The following is a 20,666-nucleotide window of genomic DNA, read 5'->3' as shown; positions in this document are numbered from 1 at the left end:
TGTAGGAGCAGCCGGTCGACGCTCGATTGCTCGCGAAAGCGATTTCACCTGCGAGGCGAACTCACCGAATGGCCGCCTGCGGCGGTTCAGTGAGCAAGCTCGGCTCCTACAGCTCTGTGCAGGAGCGAGCAGGCTCGCTACAGGTGGCTCTATTTAGAGACCATAGCTCATCAGTCGCTCGTAGCGACGAGCCAGCAATGCATCGTTGTCGAATTTCTTCAACATTGCCAGCTGCGAGCTGAGTTCGGCACGGATCAGCGCCGAGGCGGCTGCCGGGTCACGGTGGGCGCCGCCCAGTGGCTCGGCGATCACCTTGTCGACGATGCCCAGGCCTTTCAGGCGCTCGGCCGTGATACCCATGGCTTCGGCGGCATCCGGGGCCTTCTCGGCGGTTTTCCAGAGGATCGAGGCGCAACCTTCTGGCGAGATCACCGCGTAGGTCGAGTACTGCAGCATGTTCAACTGGTCGCATACACCGATCGCCAGCGCACCGCCGGAACCACCCTCACCGATAACGGTAGCGATGATTGGCGTCTTCAGGCGCGCCATCACACGCAGGTTCCAGGCAATCGCCTCGCTCTGGTTGCGCTCTTCGGCGTCGATCCCCGGGTAGGCGCCCGGCGTGTCGATGAAGGTCAGGATCGGCATCTTGAAGCGTTCGGCCATTTCCATCAGGCGGCAGGCCTTGCGGTAGCCTTCAGGACGCGGCATGCCGAAGTTGCGACGGACTTTCTCGCGCACTTCACGGCCCTTCTGGTGGCCGATCACCATGACTGGCTGGTCGTCCAGGCGGGCAATACCGCCGACGATCGCTGCGTCATCGGAAAAGTGCCGGTCGCCGTGCAACTCATCGAACTCGGTGAAGATGTGATCGATGTAGTCCAGGGTGTAGGGCCGACGCGGGTGACGCGCCAGACGAGCAATCTGCCAGCTGGTCAGTTTGCCGAAAATATCTTCTGTCAGCGTGCTGCTCTTTTCCTGCAGGCGGGTGATCTCATCGCCGATGTTCAGCGAGTTGTCATTACCGACCAAGCGCAGTTCTTCGATCTTGGCTTGCAGGTCAGCGATCGGCTGTTCGAAATCAAGAAAATTCGGGTTCATAAGCGTCCGTCTTGGGTCGAGCACAGTAGTTTTTACACAGCCTGGCCGGCCGATTGATCTGTATCGCGGCATACCTTAAGGGATATGGCGCATTCAGGTCGAGATTAAAAATAAGTCCAAGGTCGGGGCGCACCGCTGGCGCCACCACCTCAACGGTATTGGAGAAAGACGTTGTCTCGCCCTAACTGGTCACGCAATGCCTGAATCAGACCGTCCGCCGGGTCGATCTTCCAGCCATCACCCAACTGCAACAAGGCCTTGGCGTCGGGGCCGGTGTACTCCATGGTGATCGGGCAAGCGCCCCGGTACTGCTTGAACAGCTCGCCCAGCCAGCGTAGCTCATTGACCTTGAGCGCGGCGCCCTGCACCTTCAGGCGCAGGCTTTCGGCCAGGTTGGTCCGGGCATCCTCCATGCTCATCACCCGCTTGACCCGCAGGCGCAGACCACCGGAGAAGTCGTCATTGCTGACCTCGCCTTCGACCACCACCATCGCATCAGTCTGCAACAGCGACTGGGCGGCCATGAAGGCATCGGCGAACAGCGAGGCCTCGATCCGCGCCGAGCGGTCGTCGAGGGTGATGAAACCCATCTTGTCGCCCTTCTTGTTCTTCATCACCCGCAGGGCAATGATCATCCCCGCCACGGTCTGGGTGTCGCGCGCCGGCTTGAGGTCGATGATGCGCTGGCGAGCGAAACGGCGGATCTCGCCTTCGTACTCGTCGATCGGGTGACCGGTCAGGTACAACCCGAGGGTGTCTTTCTCGCCACGCAGGCGATCCTTCAGGGTCAGTTCCCGGGCATTGCGATGACTGGCATAGACGTCGGCATCTTCCTCGACGAACAGCCCGCCGAACAGGTCGGCATGGCCACTGTCGGCGGTGCGTGCGGTCTGCTCGGCAGCCTTAATCGCTTCTTCCAGGGCTGCCAGCAGCACCGCGCGATTGCGGTCGATGTTGGCCTGGTAGGCCTTGATCTCATCATGGAAGTACGGCCCGAGACGGTCCAGGGCGCCACTGCGGATCAGCGCATCGAGCGTACGCTTGTTGATGCGCTTGAGGTCGACGCGACCACAGAAGTCGAACAGGTCCTTGAACGGCCCGCCTTCGGCCCGAGCCTCGACGATGGCCTCCACCGGTCCCTCGCCCACGCCCTTGATCGCGCCCAGGCCATAGACGATACGACCGTCGTCGTTGACCGTGAACTTGAAGTCGGAGCTGTTCACGTCCGGTGCATCGAGGCGCAGTTTCATGCTGCGCACTTCCTCGATCAGGATCACCACCTTGTCGGTGTTGTGCATATCCGCCGAGAGCACCGCGGCCATGAAGGGCGCCGGATGGTGAGTCTTGAGCCAGGCAGTCTGGTACGACACCAGCCCGTAGGCAGCCGAGTGAGATTTGTTGAAACCGTAACCGGCGAATTTTTCCACCAGGTCGAAGATGTTGCCCGCCAGATCGCCGTCGATGCCGTTGTTGGCGCAACCCTCGATGAAACCGCCGCGCTGCTTGGCCATTTCCTCGGGTTTCTTCTTGCCCATCGCCCGGCGCAACATGTCCGCACCACCGAGGGTGTAGCCGGCCATGACCTGGGCGATCTGCATCACCTGTTCCTGGTACAGGATGATGCCGTAGGTCGGCGCCAGTACCGGTTGCAGGCCTTCGTACTGGTAGTCGGGATGCGGGTAGGCCAGTTCGGCGCGGCCGTGCTTGCGGTTGATGAAGTCGTCCACCATGCCCGATTGCAGCGGGCCCGGACGGAACAGCGCCACCAGTGCGATCAGGTCTTCCAGGCAGTCGGGCTTGAGCTTCTTGATCAGCTCCTTCATGCCGCGCGATTCAAGCTGGAACACCGCCGTGGTCTCGGCCTTCTGCAGCAGCTCGTAGGTCTTGCGGTCATCGAGCGGAATGAAGTCGATATTGAGGTCAGGCAGGTTCTGCTTGGCCTGCTCGCGGTTGATGGTCTCCATCGCCCACTTGATGATGGTCAGGGTCCGCAGGCCGAGGAAGTCGAACTTCACCAGGCCAGCGGCCTCGACGTCGTCCTTGTCGAACTGGGTCACCAGGCCGCCGCCCTCTTCGTCACAGGCGATCGGCGAAAAGTCGGTGAGCTTGGTCGGCGCGATCACCACGCCACCGGCGTGCTTGCCGGTACCGCGGGTGACACCTTCGAGCTTGAGGGCCATTTCCCAGATTTCCCGGCCATCCTCGTCGACCTTGAGGAAGTCGCGCAGGATTTCTTCCTGCTCGTAGGCCTTCTCCAGGGTCATGCCGACCTCGAAGGGGATCATCTTCGACAGGCGGTCGGCCAGGCCGTAGGATTTGCCCTGGACCCGCGCCACGTCACGCACCACCGCCTTGGCGGCCATGGTGCCGAAGGTGATGATCTGGCTCACCGCGTTGCGCCCATAGGCCTCGGCAACGTAGTCGATCACCCGGTCACGGCCGTCCATGCAGAAGTCGACGTCGAAGTCGGGCATGGAAATACGTTCGGGGTTGAGGAAACGTTCAAACAGCAGGTCATAGGCCAGCGGGTCGAGGTCGGTGATCTTCAGCACGTAGGCGACCAGGGAACCGGCACCCGAGCCCCGCCCAGGACCGACCGGCACGCCGTTGTTCTTGGCCCACTTGATGAAGTCCATAACGATCAGGAAGTAACCGGGGAAGCCCATCTGGATGATGATATCCAGCTCGAACTTCAGGCGATCGAGGTAGGTCTGGCGCTTTTCCTCGTAGTTGGGCGTGGTGTCCTTGGGCCAGAGTACGGCCAGGCGCTCCTCCAGGCCTTCGTGGGAAACATGGCGCAGGTAGTCGTCGATGCCCATGCCGTTGGGCGTCGGGAAGTCGGGGAGGAAGTACTTGCCCAACTGCACCGTGATATTGCAACGCTTGGCAATTTCCACGGTGTTTTCCAGCGCCTCGGGCAGGTCGCTGAACAACTCGGCCATTTCCTCGGCGCTCTTGAGGTACTGCTGGTCACTGTAGTTGCGCGAACGGCGCGGATCATCCAGCGCCCGGCCTTCGCCGATGCACACGCGGGTTTCGTGGGCATCGAAATCGTCCTGCTTGATGAAGCGCACATCATTGGTCGCCACCAGCGGCGCGCCGATCCTGTCGGCCAGGGCCACGGCGGCATGCACATGCTCTTCGTCATTGGCTCGGTTGGTACGTTGCACTTCCAGGTACAGGCGATCCGGGAAGATCGCCATCCATTCCAGTGCAAGGGCCTCGGCAACCTCCGGATTGCCGGCAATGAGGGCCATGCCGATCTCGCCCTCCTTCGCCGCCGAAAGCATGATCAGGCCTGCGGCTGCCTCTGCCACCCATTCGCGCTCGATGATGATCAGGCCATTGCGCTGGCCATGGGTGTAGCCACGGGAAATCAGTTCGGTGAGGTTGCGATAGCCCTCGGCGTTCATCGCCAGCAGGCTTATGCGGCTCAGCGGTGCTTCGGGGTCCTTGTTCGACAACCACAGGTCGGCCCCGCAGATCGGCTTGATACCACCGCCCATGGCGGTCTTGTAGAACTTGACCAGGGAGCACATGTTGCTCTGGTCGGTCACTGCCACGGCGGGCATGTTCATGCCGGCCAGGGCCTTGATCAGCGGCTTGATCCGGACCAGACCGTCAACCAGGGAGAATTCGGTGTGCAGGCGCAGGTGAACGAATGAAGCCGGCATAGTGATCCTGTCCAAATCTTGAAAAACAACAAGGCCCGGATTGTACCGGGCCTTGGCTAAAACATCAGCAGACTAAAGCAGCTCGCGGGCCTCCCAGGCCAGCCTCACAGGCGCGAACGAGCGCCGGTGAATCGGCGTCGGGCCCAGGCGGCTCAGGGCCTCCAGGTGCACTGGCGTCGGGTAGCCCTTGTGCCCGCCGATACCGTAGCCGGGATAGATTTCTTCGAAAGCGCTCATTTCACGGTCACGGCTGACTTTCGCCAGGATCGATGCCGCAGCGATCGCTGGCACCTTGCTATCACCCTTGACCACCGCCTCTGATGGCATCGCCAGCTTGGGGCAGCGGTTGCCATCGATCATCGCCAGCCGCGGCTGGATATGCAGCCCTTCGACCGCACGCTGCATGGCGAGCATGGTAGCGTGGAGGATATTCAGTTCGTCGATTTCCTCGACCTCGGCTCGGGCGATGCACCAGCTCAGGGCCTTTTCCTGAATCTCGCCGAACAGCTTTTCACGGCGCGCCTCGGTCAGCTTCTTCGAGTCGTTGAGCCCGAGGATCGGGCGCTTGGGATCAAGGATCACCGCCGCCGTGACTACGGCACCACAAAGCGGGCCGCGACCAACTTCATCGACACCGGCTACCAGCTCTCCGGCATCGACCACCAGGGAAAAATCCAGTCCCATCTGCATCTTGGTATTACTCATACGGGTTTTGCGATCAACGCCAGCACTGCATCGGCGGCCTGGTTCGAAGCATCCAGACGCAGGGTCCGGTGAATCTCGTCGAAACTGCGGGTCTGCTCCTCGCCACCTTCGATCAGTGGCGACAGGGTTCTCGCCAACGCCTCGGGCGTGGCCTCATCCTGCAGCAACTCGGGCACCAACAGGCGCTGGGCCAGCAGGTTCGGCAAGGAAATGTAGGGGCTTTTCACCAGACGCTTGAGAATCCAGAACGTCAGCGGCGCCAGGCGATAGGCGACCACCATCGGGCGCTTGTACAACAACGCCTCCAGGGTGGCTGTGCCGGATGCGATCAGTACCGCGTCGCAGGCAGCCAGGGCCTTGTGGGACTGGCCATCGAGCAGGGTCAGCGGCAAATTGCGCCCGTCCAGCAGTGCCTCGATCTGGACTCGCCGTTGCGGACTGGCGCACGGCATCACAAAGCGGATTCCCGGATGCATGGCCTGCAGGCGCTCGGCGGTATCGAAAAACAGTGCTCCAAGACGCCCCACTTCACCACCACGACTGCCGGGCATCAACGCCACCAGCGGGCCGTCCGACAAGCCGAGTTCGGCCCGGGCAGCCACGCGATCGGCCTGCAGGGGGATGGTATCGGCCAGGGGATGGCCGACAAAACGCACCGGCACGCCCTTTTCCTCATAGAAGCGTGCCTCGAACGGCAGCAGCGTCAGCATCAGGTCGCAGCCTTCACGGATCTTCAGCACCCGCTTCTGCCGCCAGGCCCACACGGAAGGACTGACGTAGTGCACGGTCTTGATGCCGGCACGGCGCAACTTGAGCTCGATGTTGAGGGTGAAGTCCGGCGCGTCGATGCCGATGAATACATCCGGCTTCTCGGCAATCAGTGTCCGGATCAGTTCCTTGCGCCGCTTGAGCAGCTCACGCAAGCGACCCAGCACTTCAACCAGCCCCATTACCGAGAGGCGCTCCATGGGGAAATAGGAGACCAGTCCCTCCGCCTCCATCAGCGGCCCACCGACCCCGATGAACTCGACATCGGGGTGACGCGCCTTGAGCGCACGCATGAGGCCGGAACCGAGAATGTCGCCGGATGCTTCGCCGGCGACCAGCGCGATACGCAAACCGGCCATGGTCAGCGGGTAATGCCGCGGGTCGAGGACTGGATCGATTCGAGAAACACTGCCACCTCAGGGTGCTGTGCGGCAGGCTCGGCCAATTCGGCAATCGCCTGTTCCACGGTCAGGCCCTGGCGATAGACCACCTTGTAGGCGCGGCGCAGTGCATGAATCGCGTCCTCGCTGAAGCCGCGACGACGCATGCCCTCGAAGTTCATGCTGCGGGCTTCGGCCGGATTGCCGAATACCGTGACATAAGCAGGCACATCCTTGCCGATGGCGGTGCCCATGCCGGAAAAGCTGTGGGCACCGATATGGCAGAACTGATGCACCAGGGTGTAGCCGGAAAGAATCGCCCAGTCATCGACATGCACGTGCCCAGCCAGGGCCGTGTTGTTGACTAGGATGCAATGGTTGCCGATCACGCTGTCATGGCCGATGTGGGCATAGGCCATGATCAGGTTGTGATCTCCCAGTGTGGTTTCCGAACGATCCTGGATGGTGCCACGGTGAATCGTGACCCCTTCGCGGATAACGTTATGGTCGCCGATCACCAGGCGAGTCTCCTCACCCTTGTATTTCAGGTCGGGGGTATCTTCACCCACCGAGGAGAACTGGTAGATACGGTTGTGCTTGCCGATCCGGGTCGGCCCTTTCAGGACCACATGCGGCCCGATGACTGTTCCCTCGCCGATTTCCACACCTGCGCCGATGATCGACCAGGGGCCGACCTCGACGCCCTCGGCCAGGACGGCCGTCGGATCGATGATTGCACGAGGGTCAATCAGACTCATACTGCCCGTTCCGCACAGGTGATCTCGGCCGAGCACACTGGCTTGCCATCCACCAGCGCACGGCACTCGAACTTCCAGATCGAGCTCTTGCGGCTGGTGAACTTGGCTTCGAGAACCAGTTTATCCCCTGGCACCACCGGCTGACGAAAGCGCAGTTTGTCGGAACCGACGAAGTAGTACAGGGTGCCATCAGCAGGCTTCGCCCCGAGCATCTTGAACCCCAGGATGCCGGCAGCCTGAGCCATGGCCTCGATGATCAGCACGCCTGGCATGATCGGGTGGGCCGGGAAGTGACCATTGAAGAACGGCTCGTTGATGCTGACATTCTTGTAGGCACGAATGCTCTTGGCCTCGACATCCAGCTCCTCCACCCGATCCACCAGCAGGAACGGGTAACGGTGAGGCAGATATTCGCGAATCTCGTTGATGTCCATCATTTCGTGGGGAAGCCTGTAGTAAAGATGGGGGGCACATCCCGGCAGGATGTGCCCCTCTAGCAAATCAAGGAAGCAGTTTAACGGCTACTTGATATGGAAATGGTATCAGCCTTCAGATGAAGCGTGCGCGTCCGGGGTCACGTCCGCGACACGTTTTTCCAACTGTCGCAGCCGTCGCGACATGTCATCCAGCTGGCGAATACGCGCTGCGCTCTTGCGCCATTCGGCGGCCGGCTGCATGGCCGTGCCCGAAGAATAGGCGCCCGGCTCGGTAATCGAGTGGGTGACCATGGTCATCCCGGTCAGGAATACGTTGTCGCAGATCTCGATGTGCCCCACCAGCCCAACGCCACCCGCGAGCATGCAATGCTTGCCGATCTTGGTGCTGCCGGAAATGCCGCAGCACGCGGCCATGGCGGTGTGATCGCCGACCTGGACGTTGTGTGCGATCTGGATCTGGTTGTCGAGCTTGACGCCGTTACCGAGGATCGTATCAGCCAGCGCGCCGCGGTCGATGGCGGTATTCACGCCGATCTCCACGTCATCACCAACCAATACGCCGCCGATCTGGGCAATCTTGTTCCAGACGCCTTTTTCATTGGCGAAACCGAAGCCTTCACCGCCAAGCACCGCGCCCGACTGGATAACTACCCGTTTGCCGATGCGAACATCGTGATACAGGGTCACCCGTGGCGCCAACCAGCCACCCTCGCCGATCTCGCAGCGGGCACCGATAAAGCAATGGGCACCGATGGTGACACCCGCGCCGATACGCGCACCGCTCTCGATCACCACGAAGGCGGCAACGCTTGCCGTTGGGTCGACCGATGCGTCCGCCGCAACCACTGCACTCGGGTGAATCCCCGGAGCAGCCTTGGGCTTGGGATCGAACAGATGCGAGATTCGCGCATAAGCCAGATAGGGATCGGGCACCACCAGCGCATCGCCGGCATAGCCTTCGGCATCGGCGGCCTTGAGCAGGACGGCACCGGCCCGGCTATCGACCAGGAACTTGCGGTATTGGGGGTTCGCCAGGAAGCTCAACTGAGCTGGGCCGGCCTCCTGCAAGGTGGCCAGCCCAGTGATTTCCTTCTCCTCGGAACCACGCAAGGTGGCACCGAGGATCTCGGCCAATTGGCCGAGTTTGATAGTCGCAGTCATGGATTACTTCAGCTGGTTCATACGCTCGATCACCTGACGGGTGATGTCGTACTGAGGCTTGACGTCGATCACAGCACCACGCTCGAACACTAGGTCGAAGGCACCCTTCTTGATGACTTCCTCAACCGCGCTGTCCAGCTTCGGCTTCAGTTGCTTGAGCATTTCACGGTCGGCGACTGCCTTGGCTTCATTCAGCTCCTTGGACTGGAACTGGAAGTCACGGGCCTTTTGCTTGAATTCAAGCTCCAGCCGCTCACGCTCGCCCTGCTGCATCTTGTCGCCACCGGCCACCAGGCGATCCTGGATGCCCTTGGCGCTGCTTTCCAGGGTCTTGAGCTTGGTCAGTTGCGGACCGAACTTCTTCTCGGCATCGACGGCATATTTCTTCGCCGCGTCAGATTCCAGCAGAGCCATCTGGTAGTTCAGTACTGCGATTTTCATTTCGGCAAAGGCCGGGGTCGCTACCAGGACGCTTGCCAGCAGTACCAGTTGGGTCAACTTACGCACGATAAACTCCTACAAAATCCATTGTCATTAGCTGGGGGCAGAACCTTAGAAGGTCTGACCAAGGGAGAACTGGAATACCTGAGTTTCGGCGTTGTCCGGTTTCTTGATCGGCATCGCCAAGGCAAAACTCAATGGGCCCAGCGCTGTGACCCAGGTCACCCCAACGCCCACGGAGCTGGCCAGGTTACTGAAGCTGACGTCGTTGCACTGTGTCTGCGACAGCGTACCGTTGGTGTTCTTGACCTGCTCGCACTTGGAGTCGAACACGTTACCCACGTCCCAGAACAGCGAGGTACGCAGGGAACGCTGGTCCTTCACGAACGGCAGCGGGAACATCAGCTCGGCACCACCCTGGATCAGCACGTTGCCACCGAACGGCAGCGGGTCGTTATCCGAGTCGGCAATGGTGCCAACGTTGCCGGTCACGCCCACGCCACGGCTCGGGGTACCACGCGGGCCGAGGGTACTGTCCTTGAAGCCACGGACCGAGTTGAAACCACCCGCATAGTAGTTCTCGTAGAACGGCAGGCCGTGAGTGGAGCCATAACCGTCGCCATAACCCAGTTCGGTGTGGAACCGCATGGTGTAGGTATCGGTCAGCGGTGCGAACACCTGGCCACGGTAGTCGAGTTTGAAGAACGACAGGTCGCTACCCGGCGTGGTGGTTTCCAGGGTCAGGCTCTGGGAGTGACCACGGGTTGCCAGGACGCCCTTGTTCAGGGTCGATTCCGACCAGCCGGCCGATGCCTTGAAGTTCAGGTAGTTGCTGCCGTTGTCGTTGACGAAGTTGAAGATCTCGTCGACGGTGTAAAGGCCGGTCTTGATCTTGTCCTGCTGGGCGGTCAGGCCGAAGGTCAGGCGAGAGGTCTCGCTGATCGGGTAGCCCACGCTCACGCCGGCACCCAGGCTGTCTACCGCATAGCTGGCTACGTCGACATCGAGGTCCTTGTAGTCGGTGGTGCGGTAGAACACGTTATAGCCCAGGCTCACACCATCGGCGGTCCAGTAGGGGTCAACATAGCCGAAGTTGTAGCGGCTCTGGTATTCGCTGCGGGTCAGGCCGATGCTGACCTTGTTACCGGTACCGAGGAAGTTGTTCTGGGTGATCGAACCACCAAGGATCAGACCGGCACTCTGGGCGAAACCGACGCTGGCGGTGATCGAACCGGAGGCTTGCTCCTCCACGGCGTAGTTGACGTCGACCTGGTCATCGACACCCGGCACGGCCGGCGTCTCGACGTTCACTTCCTTGAAGAAGCCCAGGCGTTCCAGACGGGTCTTGGACTGGTCGATCAGGTAGGTCGAAGCCCAGCCGCCTTCCATCTGGCGCATTTCACGACGCAGCACTTCGTCCTCGGACTTGGTGTTGCCACGGAAGTTGATACGGTTCACGTAGGCACGCTTGCCCGGATCGACCACGAAAGTGATGTCTACGGTGTGATCGTCATCGTGCGGCGTCGGGACGCCGTTGACGTTGGCGAAGGTATAGCCATCGTTACCCAGGCGACGGGTGATCAGCTCGGAAGTGGTGGTCATCAGCTTGCGCGAGAACACCTGGCCAGGCTCGACCAGCAGCAGGGACTTGACCTGGTCTTCAGGCACTTTCAGGTCGCCGCTGAGCTTGACGTCACGAACCTTGTACTTCTGGCCTTCAGTGATGTTGACCGTGATATAGACACTTTTCTTGTCCGGGGTAATCGATACCTGGGTCGAGGCGATATCCATGTTGATATAGCCACGGTCGAGGTAGTAGGAACGCAGGCGCTCCAGGTCACCGGACAGTTTTTCACGGGCATACTTGTCATCGTTCTTGAAGAACGACAGCCAGTTGGTGGTCTTGAGTTCGAACAGGTCGATCAGGTCGTCGTCCGCGAATACCGTGTTACCCACCACGTTGATGTGCTGGATGGCGGCGACAGTACCTTCGTTGATCTTGATCTTCAGGCCGACGCGGTTACGTGGCTGCGGCACGACCTCGGTCTCGACCTCGGCCGAATAGCGGCCCTGGGCAACATACTGGCGTTGCAGTTCGTTACGCACGCCTTCGAGGGTCGCACGCTGGAAGATTTCGCCTTCGGCCAGGCCGGACTGCTTCAGACCTTTCATCAGGTCGTCAGTCGAAATGGCCTTGTTGCCTTCGATATCGATACTCGCCACCGACGGCCGCTCGACGACCGAGATGACCAGGACGTTACCGTCGCGGCCCAGCTGGATATCCTGGAAGAAACCGGTTTTGAACAACGCACGGGTGGACTCCACCAGGCGACGGTCATCAGCTTGATCCCCGACGTTCAACGGTAACGCACCGAACACGCTACCGGCGGATACCCGCTGGAGGCCGTTGACACGGATATCGGAGATAGTGAAGGACTCGGCGTGAACTTCGGCGATCATCAATACGGTGAGAACCGCAGTTAGCAGCAGACGTTTCATGAAGTCCTTTCTTATTCCAACTGGCAATAAACAAACTGCCGCAAAATGCGGCAGATTCGCAATTTTAGCGACGCGTTACAGTCGACCCAGATCGTTGACCAGGGCAAGCAGCATGACCCCGACCACCAAACTGATACCGATCTGTACCCCCCAACCTTGTACTCGTTCCGACAAGGGGCGACCACGTGCCCACTCGATCAGATAAAACAGCAAATGCCCCCCATCCAGTACCGGGATGGGCAGCAGATTCAGAACACCCAGGCTGATGCTCAGATAAGCCAGGAAATTCAGGAAATCAGCGACGCCCGACTGGGCTGAAGCGCCCGCCACTTTAGCAATGGTTATCGGTCCGCTCAAGTTTTTTACCGAGAGCTCGCCGAACAACATTTTCTTCAAGGAATCCAGGGTCAGGACACTCATGGTCCACGTACGCCTGGCCCCCTCGCCGATCGCTGCGACAGGCCCGTAGCTGACTTCGCGGAGCATCTGCGGCGGCCAATCCACTGGCTTGACGCCCGCCCCCAGGTAGCCGGTGGCGGACTTGCCATCACCACGGGATGCCAGGCTCACCGGAACATCGATTTGAGCACCATCGCGCTCGACTTGCAGCACAATTTTGGTATCAGGCCGCACACGCACCCAATCCACCACCTGCTGCCAGTCAGCCACCACCTCGCCATTGAGCGACAACAGCCGATCACCGGTTTTCAGACCTGCGGCCTGGGCCGGACCCTTTGGATCGAGCTCGGCCAGCAACGGCGGCACGGATGGGCGCCAAGGGCGAATCCCCAGGGACTTGATCGGATCGGGCTCGTCGGCCCCCTGCAACCAGCGATCCAGCACCAGCTCACGCGGCGAATCGACACTGGAGCCCGCCTCGCGCACCTGCAAGCGCAGGGTACCGCTCTCGCCCAGGCGACGGACGAGCTGCAGGTTTACCGCGGACCAGCCGGCGGTCGGTTCGCCATCTATCGAAACAATTTCCTGACCCGAGGCCAAGCCGGCCTTGGCAGCGATACTGCCACTTTCGACAGCACCGATGACCGGACGAACCTGCTGGCTGCCGAGCATTGCCAGCACCCAGAAGAAACTGATGGCCAGCAGGAAGTTGGCGATCGGACCGGCAGCAACGATAGCAATACGCTGGCGCACCGACTTGCGATTGAATGCCTGCTCCAACTCGTGCGGCGCGACAGGTGCCTCGCGCTCGTCGAGCATCTTGACGTAGCCGCCCAGCGGAATGGCCGCCACCACGAACTCGGTGCCCTGACGATCATGCCAGCGCAACAGTGGCGTGCCGAAGCCCACGGAAAAACGCAGCACCTTGACGCCGCAACGACGCGCCACCCAGAAGTGACCGAATTCATGGAAAGTGACCAACACCCCCAATGCCACCAGGGTGCCGACAACCATATAGAGTGCGCTCATCTACTTTCTCCGCAATCCTATCAAGTGCCGCATCGCTCGAACGCCAAGCCAGACTCAGCGTCCGTTGCGACTCAACCACTGTTCGGTCAATGCCCGTGCCTTGGCATCTGCTGCGAATACCGCGTCGAGTTCATCGACCGCAACAACAGGTTCCAGATTCAACACTTGCTCGATGATACTCGCGATTTCCGGGTAACGGATGCGCCGCTCGAGAAACGCCGCGACCGCCACCTCGTTTGCCGCATTCAGCATCGCCGGCGCACTACCGCCCGCCTCCGCTGCCGCCCGCGCCAGGCGCAGGCAAGGAAAACGCTGTTCGTCCGGAGCCTGGAAGTCCAGGCGAGCCACGGAAAACAGGTCCAGGGGCGCAACACCGGAATCAATGCGCTCCGGCCAGGCCAGGGCATTGGCGATCGGCGTACGCATATCGGGATTGCCCAACTGGGCAAGCACCGAACCGTCGACATAATCGACCAGGGAGTGAATCACACTCTGCGGATGAATCACCACCTCGACCTGATCGGGCCGCGCATCGAACAACCAGCAGGCCTCGATCAGTTCCAGGCCCTTGTTCATCATGCTCGCCGAATCGACGGAAATCTTGCGCCCCATCGACCAGTTCGGGTGCGCGCAGGCCTGGTCCGGCGTGACATGCTCAAGCTCGGCCAGGGGCGTCTGCCGGAACGGGCCACCGGAAGCGGTCAGCAGGATTCGCCGCACACCCACAGAGCCCAGGCCACGAGCGAAGTCACCCGGCAGACACTGGAAAATCGCATTATGTTCGCTGTCGATCGGCAACAGCACCGAACCGCTCTTGCGTACCGCCTGCATGAACAGCGCGCCAGTCATCACCAGCGCTTCCTTGTTCGCCAGCAGGATCTTCTTGCCCACCTCGACCGCCGCCAGGGTGGGACGCAACCCGGCGGCACCGACGATCGCCGCCATGACCGCGTCGACTTCGGAATGGGAGGCAACCTGGCACAACCCCTCCTCACCCACCAACACCTCGGTCGGCAGCCCGGCAGCGCGCAACCCCTCGCCCAGGCTACCGGCAGCGACCGCATCCGGCACCACGGCAAAACGCGGACGATGACGGACACACAGGGCAAGCAGTTCAGCCAGGCGACTGAAACCGCTCAAGGCGAACGCCTGGTAACGCTCCGGATGCCGGGCAATCACATCCAGGGTGCTCAAGCCGATCGAGCCGGTAGCCCCCAGGACGGTGATCTGTTGTGGCCGGCTCACGATGCGGCAATCCACAGCAGCACCGCAAACATCGGAATCGCAGCGGTCAGGCTGTCGATACGATCGAGCACGCCACCATGACCAGGCAGCAGGTTGCTGCTGTCCTTGATACCGGACTGGCGCTTGAACATGCTTTCGGTCAGGTCACCGACGACCGAAACGAAAACGATGATCGCCGCGCCCATCAGGCTCGCAATGATCTGACCGACGCCCCAGCCAGAAACCAGGCCGAATACCGCGGTGATCGCCAGGCTAAGCGACAGGCCGCCATAGACGCCCTCCCAGCTTTTGCCCGGGCTTACCGCCGGAGCCAGCTTGCGCTTGCCGAAGGCCTTGCCGGAGAAATAGGCGCCAATGTCGGCACCCCATACCAGAATCATCACCGCCATGATCAGCCAGTTACCCTGGCCGGACGCATGCTGCTTGATCTCGATCAGGCCTTGCCAGGCCGGCAACAGAATCAGGAAACCGATCACCAGCTTGCTTGCCGCGCTCGACCACTGGGCGCTGGACTGCGGATAAGTCAGCACCAGGTAGGTTGCCAGCCCCCACCACAACACCGACGCCCCCAACACCCAGGGAGCCAGGTTCGGCAGGATGTACATGAAGAACAGCAGCACCGCGACCAGCGCGGCATACGCCACTCGGGCCGGCTGCGCTTCGAAACCTGCCAGCCGCGCCCATTCCCAGGCACCCAGGGTCACCACCACGCCGATGAACAGCGCGAAACCGGAACCGGAGAGCAGGAAAAAACCGCACAAGGCGATAGGCAGCAGGATAAGTGCCGTGATGATGCGTTGCTTGAGCATTAAACCCGGGCTCCAGCCTCGACCTGCTCGCTCGTTTTACCGAAGCGACGCTGGCGGGAAGCGAAATCAGCCAGCGCATTGCGCATGGCATCGTGTTTGAAGTCCGGCCAGAACAGGTCGGAGAAATACAGCTCGGCATACGCCAGCTGCCACAACAGGAAGTTGCTGATCCGATGCTCACCGCCGGTGCGAATGCACAGGTCCGGCAACGGCAGGTCACCGGTTGCCAGGCAGGTCTGCAGCAGATCCGGGGTGATGTCATCCGGACGCAGATGGCCAGCCTGCACTTCACGGGCAAGGCGCTGGGCCGCCTGGGCGATGTCCCACTGTCCACCGTAGTTGGCCGCGATCTGCAGGATAAAGCGATTGCTACCCGCCGTCGCAGCTTCCGCCTCGCGCATCGCCGCCTGGAGCTCAGGGTGGAAGCGCGAGCGGTCGCCGATGATCCGCAGGCTGATGTTGTTGTCATTGAGACGCTTGGCTTCGCGGCGCAGCGCCTTGAAGAACAGGTCCATCAAGGCACTGACTTCCTCGGCGGGACGCTGCCAGTTCTCACTGGAGAAGGCGAACAGGGTGAGCACCTCGACCTTGGCCTCGGCACACACCTCGATTACCGCCCGCACCGCATCTACACCGGCCTTGTGGCCGGCGACGCCGGGCAAGAAACGCTTCTTGGCCCAGCGATTGTTGCCATCCATGATGATCGCCACGTGGCGCGGCACCGTGGATGACACAGCCTGCTTGGTTTTTTCCATTGAAGGCGTCCTGACCCTTATACGGCCATCAGGTCCTTTTCTTTTTCTTCGGTGGCCTTGGCGATCTGGGCTTCAAATTCCTTGATCAGCTTGTCGATTTCGGCGCCGGCACGACGCTCTTCGTCTTCACTGATTTCCTTGTCCTTGGCCAGCTTCTTCAGGTCACCCAGCACATCACGACGGATGTTGCGCACGGCAACCCGCGCGTCTTCCGCTGCGGCACGCGCCTGCTTGGTGAAGCCCTTGCGGGTTTCCTCGGTCAGCGGTGCCATCTTGATCAGCAGCAACTCGCCCAGGTTGGTCGGATTGAGGTTCAGGCCGGCACTGCCGATGGCCTTGTCGATGGCACCGAGCATGTTGCGCTCGAATGGCACGACCTGCAGGGTCTGGTTGTCTTTCACAGTGACGTTGGCAACACCGGTCAGCGGTGTATCGGCGCCGTAGTAAGGCACCATCACGCTGCCCAGGATGCTTGGGTGGGCCTTGCCAGTGCGGATTTGGCCAAATGCGTGGGCCAGAGACTCCAGGGACTTCTGCATGCGCACCTGAGCGTCTTTCTTGAGTTCGTTGATCATTGTACGCCTTCCTCGACCAGGGTTCCTTCAGCGCCGCCATGTACGATATTCAGCAGGGCGCCAGGCTTGTTCATGTTAAATACGCGCAACGGCATCTTGTGATCGCGGCACAGGCAGATAGCGGTCAGATCCATGACACCCAGCTTGCGATCCAGCACCTCGTCATAGGTCAGATGATCGAACTTCTCGGCATGCGGGTCCTTGAACGGATCTGCGGTATAGACGCCATCCACCTTGGTAGCCTTGAGCACCACGTCGGCATCGATTTCGATCGCACGCAGGCAAGCCGCCGAATCCGTGGTGAAGAACGGATTACCGGTACCGGCCGCGAAAATCACCACTTCCTTGGAATTGAGGTGACGCATGGCCTTGCGGCGATCGTAGTGATCGGTCACGCCGACCATGGAAATGGCCGACATCACGATGGCGGAGATATTCGCACGTTCCAGCGCATCGCGCATCGCCAATGCGTTCATCACGGTCGCGAGCATGCCCATGTGGTCGCCGGTAACGCGATCCATGCCGGCAGCGCTCAAGGCGGAACCGCGGAACAGGTTGCCACCACCGATCACCAGGCCAACCTGCACACCGATGCCGACCAGTTGGCCGACTTCCAGCGCCATGCGATCCAGGACCTTAGGATCGATCCCGAACTCTTCCGAGCCCATCAGGGCCTCGCCGCTAAGCTTGAGTAGAATGCGTTTATAGCGAGCTTGATAACCACTGCCCTGCTGAGCCATTGCGAATCTCTCCTGCGGCGTTATAAAAATCTTTCAGCTGTTTTACAGCCTGAGCTAACTCTAGCTTGGCGCTGCTACAGCGCCATCAGAACACGACTTTGTAAGCCGGTTCCGACGAGAGAAAGAGAAACCTTCCTCCCATTTGAAAAGAGGCTGCGCGCGTGAGCGGGCAGCCTCTTCGGGGCGACAGACGAGTCCGTCTTACTGCTTGGCAGCAGCTACCTGGGCAGCAACTTCTTCAGCGAAGTTGTCAACCGGCTTCTCGATGCCTTCGCCGACCTTGAAGTAGGTGAAGGAAACGATTTCAGCACCGGCTTTCTTGGCCAGTTCGCCAACCTTGACTTCCGGGTTCACGACGAAAGCCTGCTCAACCAACGAGGCTTCGGCCAGGAACTTCGAGATACGACCCTTGATCATGTTCTCGACGATGTTTTCCGGCTTGCCAGCGATCTTGTCGGCGTTCAGTTGCAGGAAGACGCCTTTCTCGCGCTCGATGGCTTCGGCCGAAACTTCCGACGGCAGCAGGAACTCCGGGTTCGACGCTGCAACGTGCATGGCGATGTTCTTGGCCAGTTCGACGTCGCCGCCTTTCAGGACGACGGTTGCACCGATCTTGTTGCCGTGCAGATAGGCACCGACAACGTCACCTTCAACGCGCGCCAGGCGACGGATGTTGACGTTTTCACCGCACTTGGCAACCAGGGCTTCACGAGCAGCTTCACGCGAGGCGATCAGCGGAGCAGCGTCGGTCAGCTTCTGAGCAAAGGCTTCTTCCAGGCTTTCGTTGACGAAGTTCTTGAAGTCGTCTTGCAGAGCCAGGAAGTCGGTCTGCGAGTTCACTTCCAGCAGAACGGCGGATTTACCGTCGGTCTTGACCGCGATAGCGCCTTCAGCAGCGACGTTGCCAGCCTTCTTGGCGGCCTTGATGGCGCCCGAGGCACGCATGTCGTCAATGGCTTTTTCGATGTCGCCGCCGGCCTTTTCCAGGGCCTTCTTGCAATCCATCATGCCTTCGCCGGTACGCTCGCGCAGTTCTTTGACCAGCGCTGCAGTAATTGCTGCCATTTCAAAATTCCTCTTGGATAGGTTATCAACCATTCCACCCGATCGAACGGGCGTTCAATTCTTCCCGAATCTACCTTGTTAGCAGCTGCACATTACAGACGCTGTAGTGGCGCGCCAAACAAACGGTTTTCGAGGTGGCAAAAAGGGGGCCAAGCCCCCTTTTTGCTTACTGAGTCAACGCCAGGGCGTCAATTACTCAGCTGCAGCCTGAGCTTCTTCAACGAAGACTTCAGTGCCGCCAGCAACGTTGTTGCGGCCACGGATAACGGCATCAGCCATCGAACCCATGTACAGCTGGATGGCGCGAATGGCGTCATCGTTGCCTGGGATGATGTAGTCAACGCCTTCCGGGCTGCTGTTGGTATCGACTACGCCGATGACCGGGATGCCCAGCTTGTTGGCTTCGGTGATCGCGATGCGCTCGTGATCAACGTCGATGACGAACAGTGCGTCAGGCAGACCGCCCATGTCCTTGATACCACCCAGCGAACGATCCAGCTTTTCCAGATCGCGAGTGCGCATCAGCGCCTCTTTCTTGGTCAGCTTGGCGAAGGTGCCGTCTTCGGCTTGAACTTCAAGATCACGCAGACGCTTGATCGAAGCGCGGATGGTCTTGAAGTTGGTCAGCATGCCGCCCAACCAGCGGTGATCGACGTACGGCGAGCCGCAACGTACTGCTTCTTCAGCAACGATCTTGCCAGCGGAACGCTTGGTGCCGACGAACAGAATCTTGTTTTTGCCCTGGGCCAGGCGCTCTACGAACGACAGAGCGTCGTTGAACATAGGCAGGGTTTTTTCAAGGTTGATGATGTGGATCTTGTTGCGCGCGCCGAAAATGTACTTGCCCATTTTCGGATTCCAGTAACGGGTTTGGTGACCGAAGTGCACACCGGCCTTCAGCATATCGCGCATGTTGACTTGGGACATGATAGTTCCTTGATAAGTCGGGTTTGGCCTCCACGTATCCCAATGACCAACCGATCGGCATCAAGCCGAAGGCACCCAGGTCATCGTGTCGACACGTGTGTGGATTTAGGCTTTTCGGGGCATCCCCGGAAAGCGGCGCATTTTATACCACAAGGACGCTGAAAACGGAACCCGGATTCACATATCCCGCCTGCGGCTTTTGCGCAGCCCTTGGATTCGCGCCAGAATGCCCCATCCTTAATAGAGAGAAGCGATGCCCGGACGTCATGATTTGCTCCGTCCGTCTGTTAGAATCGCATTTTTCAGGGTTCCGGCACGCAATGCTCCGTTAGCGGATGTTGCCGCCGTCGACCTTTTTCCGTGTTTACCTGCGCCTGAGCGCAATAGAGAGCCCGTATGACCGTCACCCTCAAGACTCCCGAGGACATCGCAAAAATGCGTATCGCCGGGAAACTGGCCGCCGATGTACTGGAAATGATCGGTGAGCACGTCAAGCCCGGCGTCACCACCGAGGAACTGGACCGCATCTGCCACGATTATATCGTCAACGTGCAGCAGGCCATTCCCGCCCCGCTCAACTACAAGGGCTTCCCCAAGTCGATCTGCACCTCGATCAACCACGTGGTCTGCCACGGCATCCCGGGCGACAAGCCGCTCAAGGACGGCGATACCCTGAACATCGACGTCACGGTGATCAAGGACGGCTACCACGGCGACACCAGCAAGATGTTCCACGTCGGCAACGTACCGGTCTGGGCCGAGCGCCTGTCCCAGGTGACCCAGGAATGCATGTACAAGGCGATCGAGATCGTCAAGCCAGGCTGCCGTCTGGGCGATATCGGCGAAGTCATCCAGAAGCACGCGGAAAAGAACGGTTTTTCCGTGGTACGTGAATTCTGCGGCCATGGCATCGGCAAGGTGTTCCACGAGGAGCCGCAGATCCTGCACTACGGCCGCGCCGGCACCGGCATGGAACTGAAGGCCGGCATGACCTTCACCATCGAGCCGATGATCAACCAGGGCAAGGCCGACACCAAGGTGCTGGGCGACGGCTGGACCGCGATCACCAAGGACCGCAAGCTCTCGGCCCAGTGGGAACACACCCTGCTGGTGACCGAAACCGGCTATGAGATCTTTACCCTGCGCAGCGACGACACCATCCCGCGCACCTCCGCCTGACCCACAAAGGAAACCCGAC

General features: G+C 60.4%; 18 protein-coding genes. 1 reads left to right on the top strand and 17 read right to left on the bottom strand.

Features of this window, described 5'->3' with window-relative positions; all coding sequences use genetic code 11:
- Nucleotides 1–153: 153 nt before the first annotated feature.
- From AC6I6U_RS10545 to rpsB, 17 genes are all read right to left on the bottom strand, one after another.
- Complete coding sequence (locus AC6I6U_RS10545; RefSeq protein ID WP_497881887.1) at nt 154–1,101, bottom strand: acetyl-CoA carboxylase carboxyltransferase subunit alpha; 948 nt, start codon at nt 1,099–1,101, stop codon at nt 154–156.
- Between the two features lie 149 nt (nt 1,102–1,250).
- On the bottom strand, nt 1,251–4,775 hold the full coding sequence (gene dnaE, locus AC6I6U_RS10540; protein ID WP_497881886.1) for a DNA polymerase III subunit alpha: 3,525 nt from the start codon (nt 4,773–4,775) through the stop codon (nt 1,251–1,253).
- A gap of 72 nt (nt 4,776–4,847) precedes the next feature.
- On the bottom strand, nt 4,848–5,465 hold the full coding sequence (rnhB, locus tag AC6I6U_RS10535; RefSeq protein ID WP_497883014.1) for a ribonuclease HII: 618 nt from the start codon (nt 5,463–5,465) through the stop codon (nt 4,848–4,850).
- 11 nt (nt 5,466–5,476) lie between these two features.
- Entirely contained in the window at nt 5,477–6,607 is a 1,131-nt protein-coding gene (gene lpxB / locus AC6I6U_RS10530; RefSeq protein WP_497881885.1) for a lipid-A-disaccharide synthase, read from the bottom strand.
- Between the two features lie 2 nt (nt 6,608–6,609).
- Nucleotides 6,610–7,386 (bottom strand): acyl-ACP--UDP-N-acetylglucosamine O-acyltransferase, encoded by a 777-nt coding sequence (gene lpxA / locus AC6I6U_RS10525; protein ID WP_497881884.1) that lies wholly within the window; start codon nt 7,384–7,386, stop codon nt 6,610–6,612.
- Entirely contained in the window at nt 7,383–7,823 is a 441-nt protein-coding gene (fabZ, locus tag AC6I6U_RS10520) for a 3-hydroxyacyl-ACP dehydratase FabZ (protein ID WP_497881883.1), read from the bottom strand. The genes lpxA and fabZ overlap by 4 nt, the downstream gene beginning before the upstream one ends.
- 105 nt (nt 7,824–7,928) lie before the next feature.
- Nucleotides 7,929–8,984, bottom strand: a complete 1,056-nt coding sequence (gene lpxD, locus AC6I6U_RS10515) for a UDP-3-O-(3-hydroxymyristoyl)glucosamine N-acyltransferase (protein ID WP_497881882.1) — start codon at nt 8,982–8,984, stop codon at nt 7,929–7,931.
- A gap of 3 nt (nt 8,985–8,987) precedes the next feature.
- Nucleotides 8,988–9,491, bottom strand: coding sequence for an OmpH/Skp family outer membrane protein (locus AC6I6U_RS10510; RefSeq protein WP_497881881.1), 504 nt, complete (start codon nt 9,489–9,491; stop codon nt 8,988–8,990).
- Between the two features lie 45 nt (nt 9,492–9,536).
- A complete protein-coding gene (gene bamA, locus AC6I6U_RS10505; protein ID WP_497881880.1) occupies nt 9,537–11,924 on the bottom strand; it encodes an outer membrane protein assembly factor BamA in 2,388 nt (795 codons plus the stop codon).
- Between the two features lie 75 nt (nt 11,925–11,999).
- Nucleotides 12,000–13,352 (bottom strand): sigma E protease regulator RseP, encoded by a 1,353-nt coding sequence (gene rseP, locus AC6I6U_RS10500; protein WP_497881879.1) that lies wholly within the window; start codon nt 13,350–13,352, stop codon nt 12,000–12,002.
- A 54-nt stretch (nt 13,353–13,406) separates the two neighbouring features.
- Nucleotides 13,407–14,597, bottom strand: coding sequence for a 1-deoxy-D-xylulose-5-phosphate reductoisomerase (gene ispC / locus AC6I6U_RS10495; protein ID WP_497881878.1), 1,191 nt, complete (start codon nt 14,595–14,597; stop codon nt 13,407–13,409).
- Nucleotides 14,594–15,406 carry a phosphatidate cytidylyltransferase gene (locus AC6I6U_RS10490; protein WP_497881877.1) on the bottom strand — a complete coding sequence of 271 codons (813 nt, stop codon included), beginning with the start codon at nt 15,404–15,406 and terminating at the stop codon, nt 14,594–14,596. The genes ispC and AC6I6U_RS10490 overlap by 4 nt, the downstream gene beginning before the upstream one ends.
- A complete protein-coding gene (uppS, locus tag AC6I6U_RS10485; RefSeq protein ID WP_497881876.1) occupies nt 15,406–16,161 on the bottom strand; it encodes a polyprenyl diphosphate synthase in 756 nt (251 codons plus the stop codon). The genes AC6I6U_RS10490 and uppS overlap by 1 nt, the downstream gene beginning before the upstream one ends.
- 17 nt (nt 16,162–16,178) lie before the next feature.
- The gene (gene frr, locus AC6I6U_RS10480) at nt 16,179–16,736 is read right to left on the bottom strand and encodes a ribosome recycling factor (RefSeq protein ID WP_186682124.1); all 558 of its coding nucleotides are present in this window, start codon (nt 16,734–16,736) and stop codon (nt 16,179–16,181) included.
- On the bottom strand, nt 16,733–17,476 hold the full coding sequence (gene pyrH / locus AC6I6U_RS10475; RefSeq protein ID WP_017906274.1) for a UMP kinase: 744 nt from the start codon (nt 17,474–17,476) through the stop codon (nt 16,733–16,735). Before pyrH ends, frr begins: the two co-directional genes overlap by 4 nt.
- A gap of 201 nt (nt 17,477–17,677) precedes the next feature.
- Nucleotides 17,678–18,541: a translation elongation factor Ts gene (tsf, locus tag AC6I6U_RS10470; RefSeq protein ID WP_497881875.1), complete on the bottom strand. Its 864-nt coding sequence runs from the start codon at nt 18,539–18,541 to the stop codon at nt 17,678–17,680.
- Nucleotides 18,542–18,733: 192 nt separating this feature from the next.
- A complete protein-coding gene (rpsB, locus tag AC6I6U_RS10465) occupies nt 18,734–19,468 on the bottom strand; it encodes a 30S ribosomal protein S2 (protein ID WP_497881874.1) in 735 nt (244 codons plus the stop codon).
- A gap of 396 nt (nt 19,469–19,864) precedes the next feature.
- Between rpsB and map the strand changes: the two genes are divergently transcribed.
- Nucleotides 19,865–20,647: a type I methionyl aminopeptidase gene (map, locus tag AC6I6U_RS10460; protein ID WP_497881873.1), complete on the top strand. Its 783-nt coding sequence runs from the start codon at nt 19,865–19,867 to the stop codon at nt 20,645–20,647.
- The last annotated feature ends 19 nt before the right edge of the window (nt 20,648–20,666 follow it).

The organism is Pseudomonas sp. UTLPPB19802 (genome assembly GCF_059730225.1).
This window is presented reverse-complemented; position numbering and strand designations above follow the sequence as displayed.

Bases quoted from the DNA above. Each gene is read 5' to 3' on its own strand.
- tsf (WP_497881875.1), bottom strand. From the start codon at position 18,541: ATGGCAGCAATTACTGCAGCGCTGGTCAAAGAACTGCGCGAGCGTACC.
- dnaE (WP_497881886.1), bottom strand. From the start codon at position 4,775: ATGCCGGCTTCATTCGTTCACCTGCGCCTGCACACCGAATTCTCCCTG.
- AC6I6U_RS10545 (WP_497881887.1), bottom strand. From the start codon at position 1,101: ATGAACCCGAATTTTCTTGATTTCGAACAGCCGATCGCTGACCTGCAA.
- rseP (WP_497881879.1), bottom strand. From the start codon at position 13,352: ATGAGCGCACTCTATATGGTTGTCGGCACCCTGGTGGCATTGGGGGTG.
- pyrH (WP_017906274.1), bottom strand. From the start codon at position 17,476: ATGGCTCAGCAGGGCAGTGGTTATCAAGCTCGCTATAAACGCATTCTA.
- rnhB (WP_497883014.1), bottom strand. From the start codon at position 5,465: ATGCAGATGGGACTGGATTTTTCCCTGGTGGTCGATGCCGGAGAGCTG.
- map (WP_497881873.1), top strand. From the start codon at position 19,865: ATGACCGTCACCCTCAAGACTCCCGAGGACATCGCAAAAATGCGTATC.
- fabZ (WP_497881883.1), bottom strand. From the start codon at position 7,823: ATGATGGACATCAACGAGATTCGCGAATATCTGCCTCACCGTTACCCG.
- uppS (WP_497881876.1), bottom strand. From the start codon at position 16,161: ATGGAAAAAACCAAGCAGGCTGTGTCATCCACGGTGCCGCGCCACGTG.
- rpsB (WP_497881874.1), bottom strand. From the start codon at position 19,468: ATGTCCCAAGTCAACATGCGCGATATGCTGAAGGCCGGTGTGCACTTC.
- lpxB (WP_497881885.1), bottom strand. From the start codon at position 6,607: ATGGCCGGTTTGCGTATCGCGCTGGTCGCCGGCGAAGCATCCGGCGAC.
- lpxA (WP_497881884.1), bottom strand. From the start codon at position 7,386: ATGAGTCTGATTGACCCTCGTGCAATCATCGATCCGACGGCCGTCCTG.
- frr (WP_186682124.1), bottom strand. From the start codon at position 16,736: ATGATCAACGAACTCAAGAAAGACGCTCAGGTGCGCATGCAGAAGTCC.
- AC6I6U_RS10490 (WP_497881877.1), bottom strand. From the start codon at position 15,406: ATGCTCAAGCAACGCATCATCACGGCACTTATCCTGCTGCCTATCGCC.
- lpxD (WP_497881882.1), bottom strand. From the start codon at position 8,984: ATGACTGCGACTATCAAACTCGGCCAATTGGCCGAGATCCTCGGTGCC.
- bamA (WP_497881880.1), bottom strand. From the start codon at position 11,924: ATGAAACGTCTGCTGCTAACTGCGGTTCTCACCGTATTGATGATCGCC.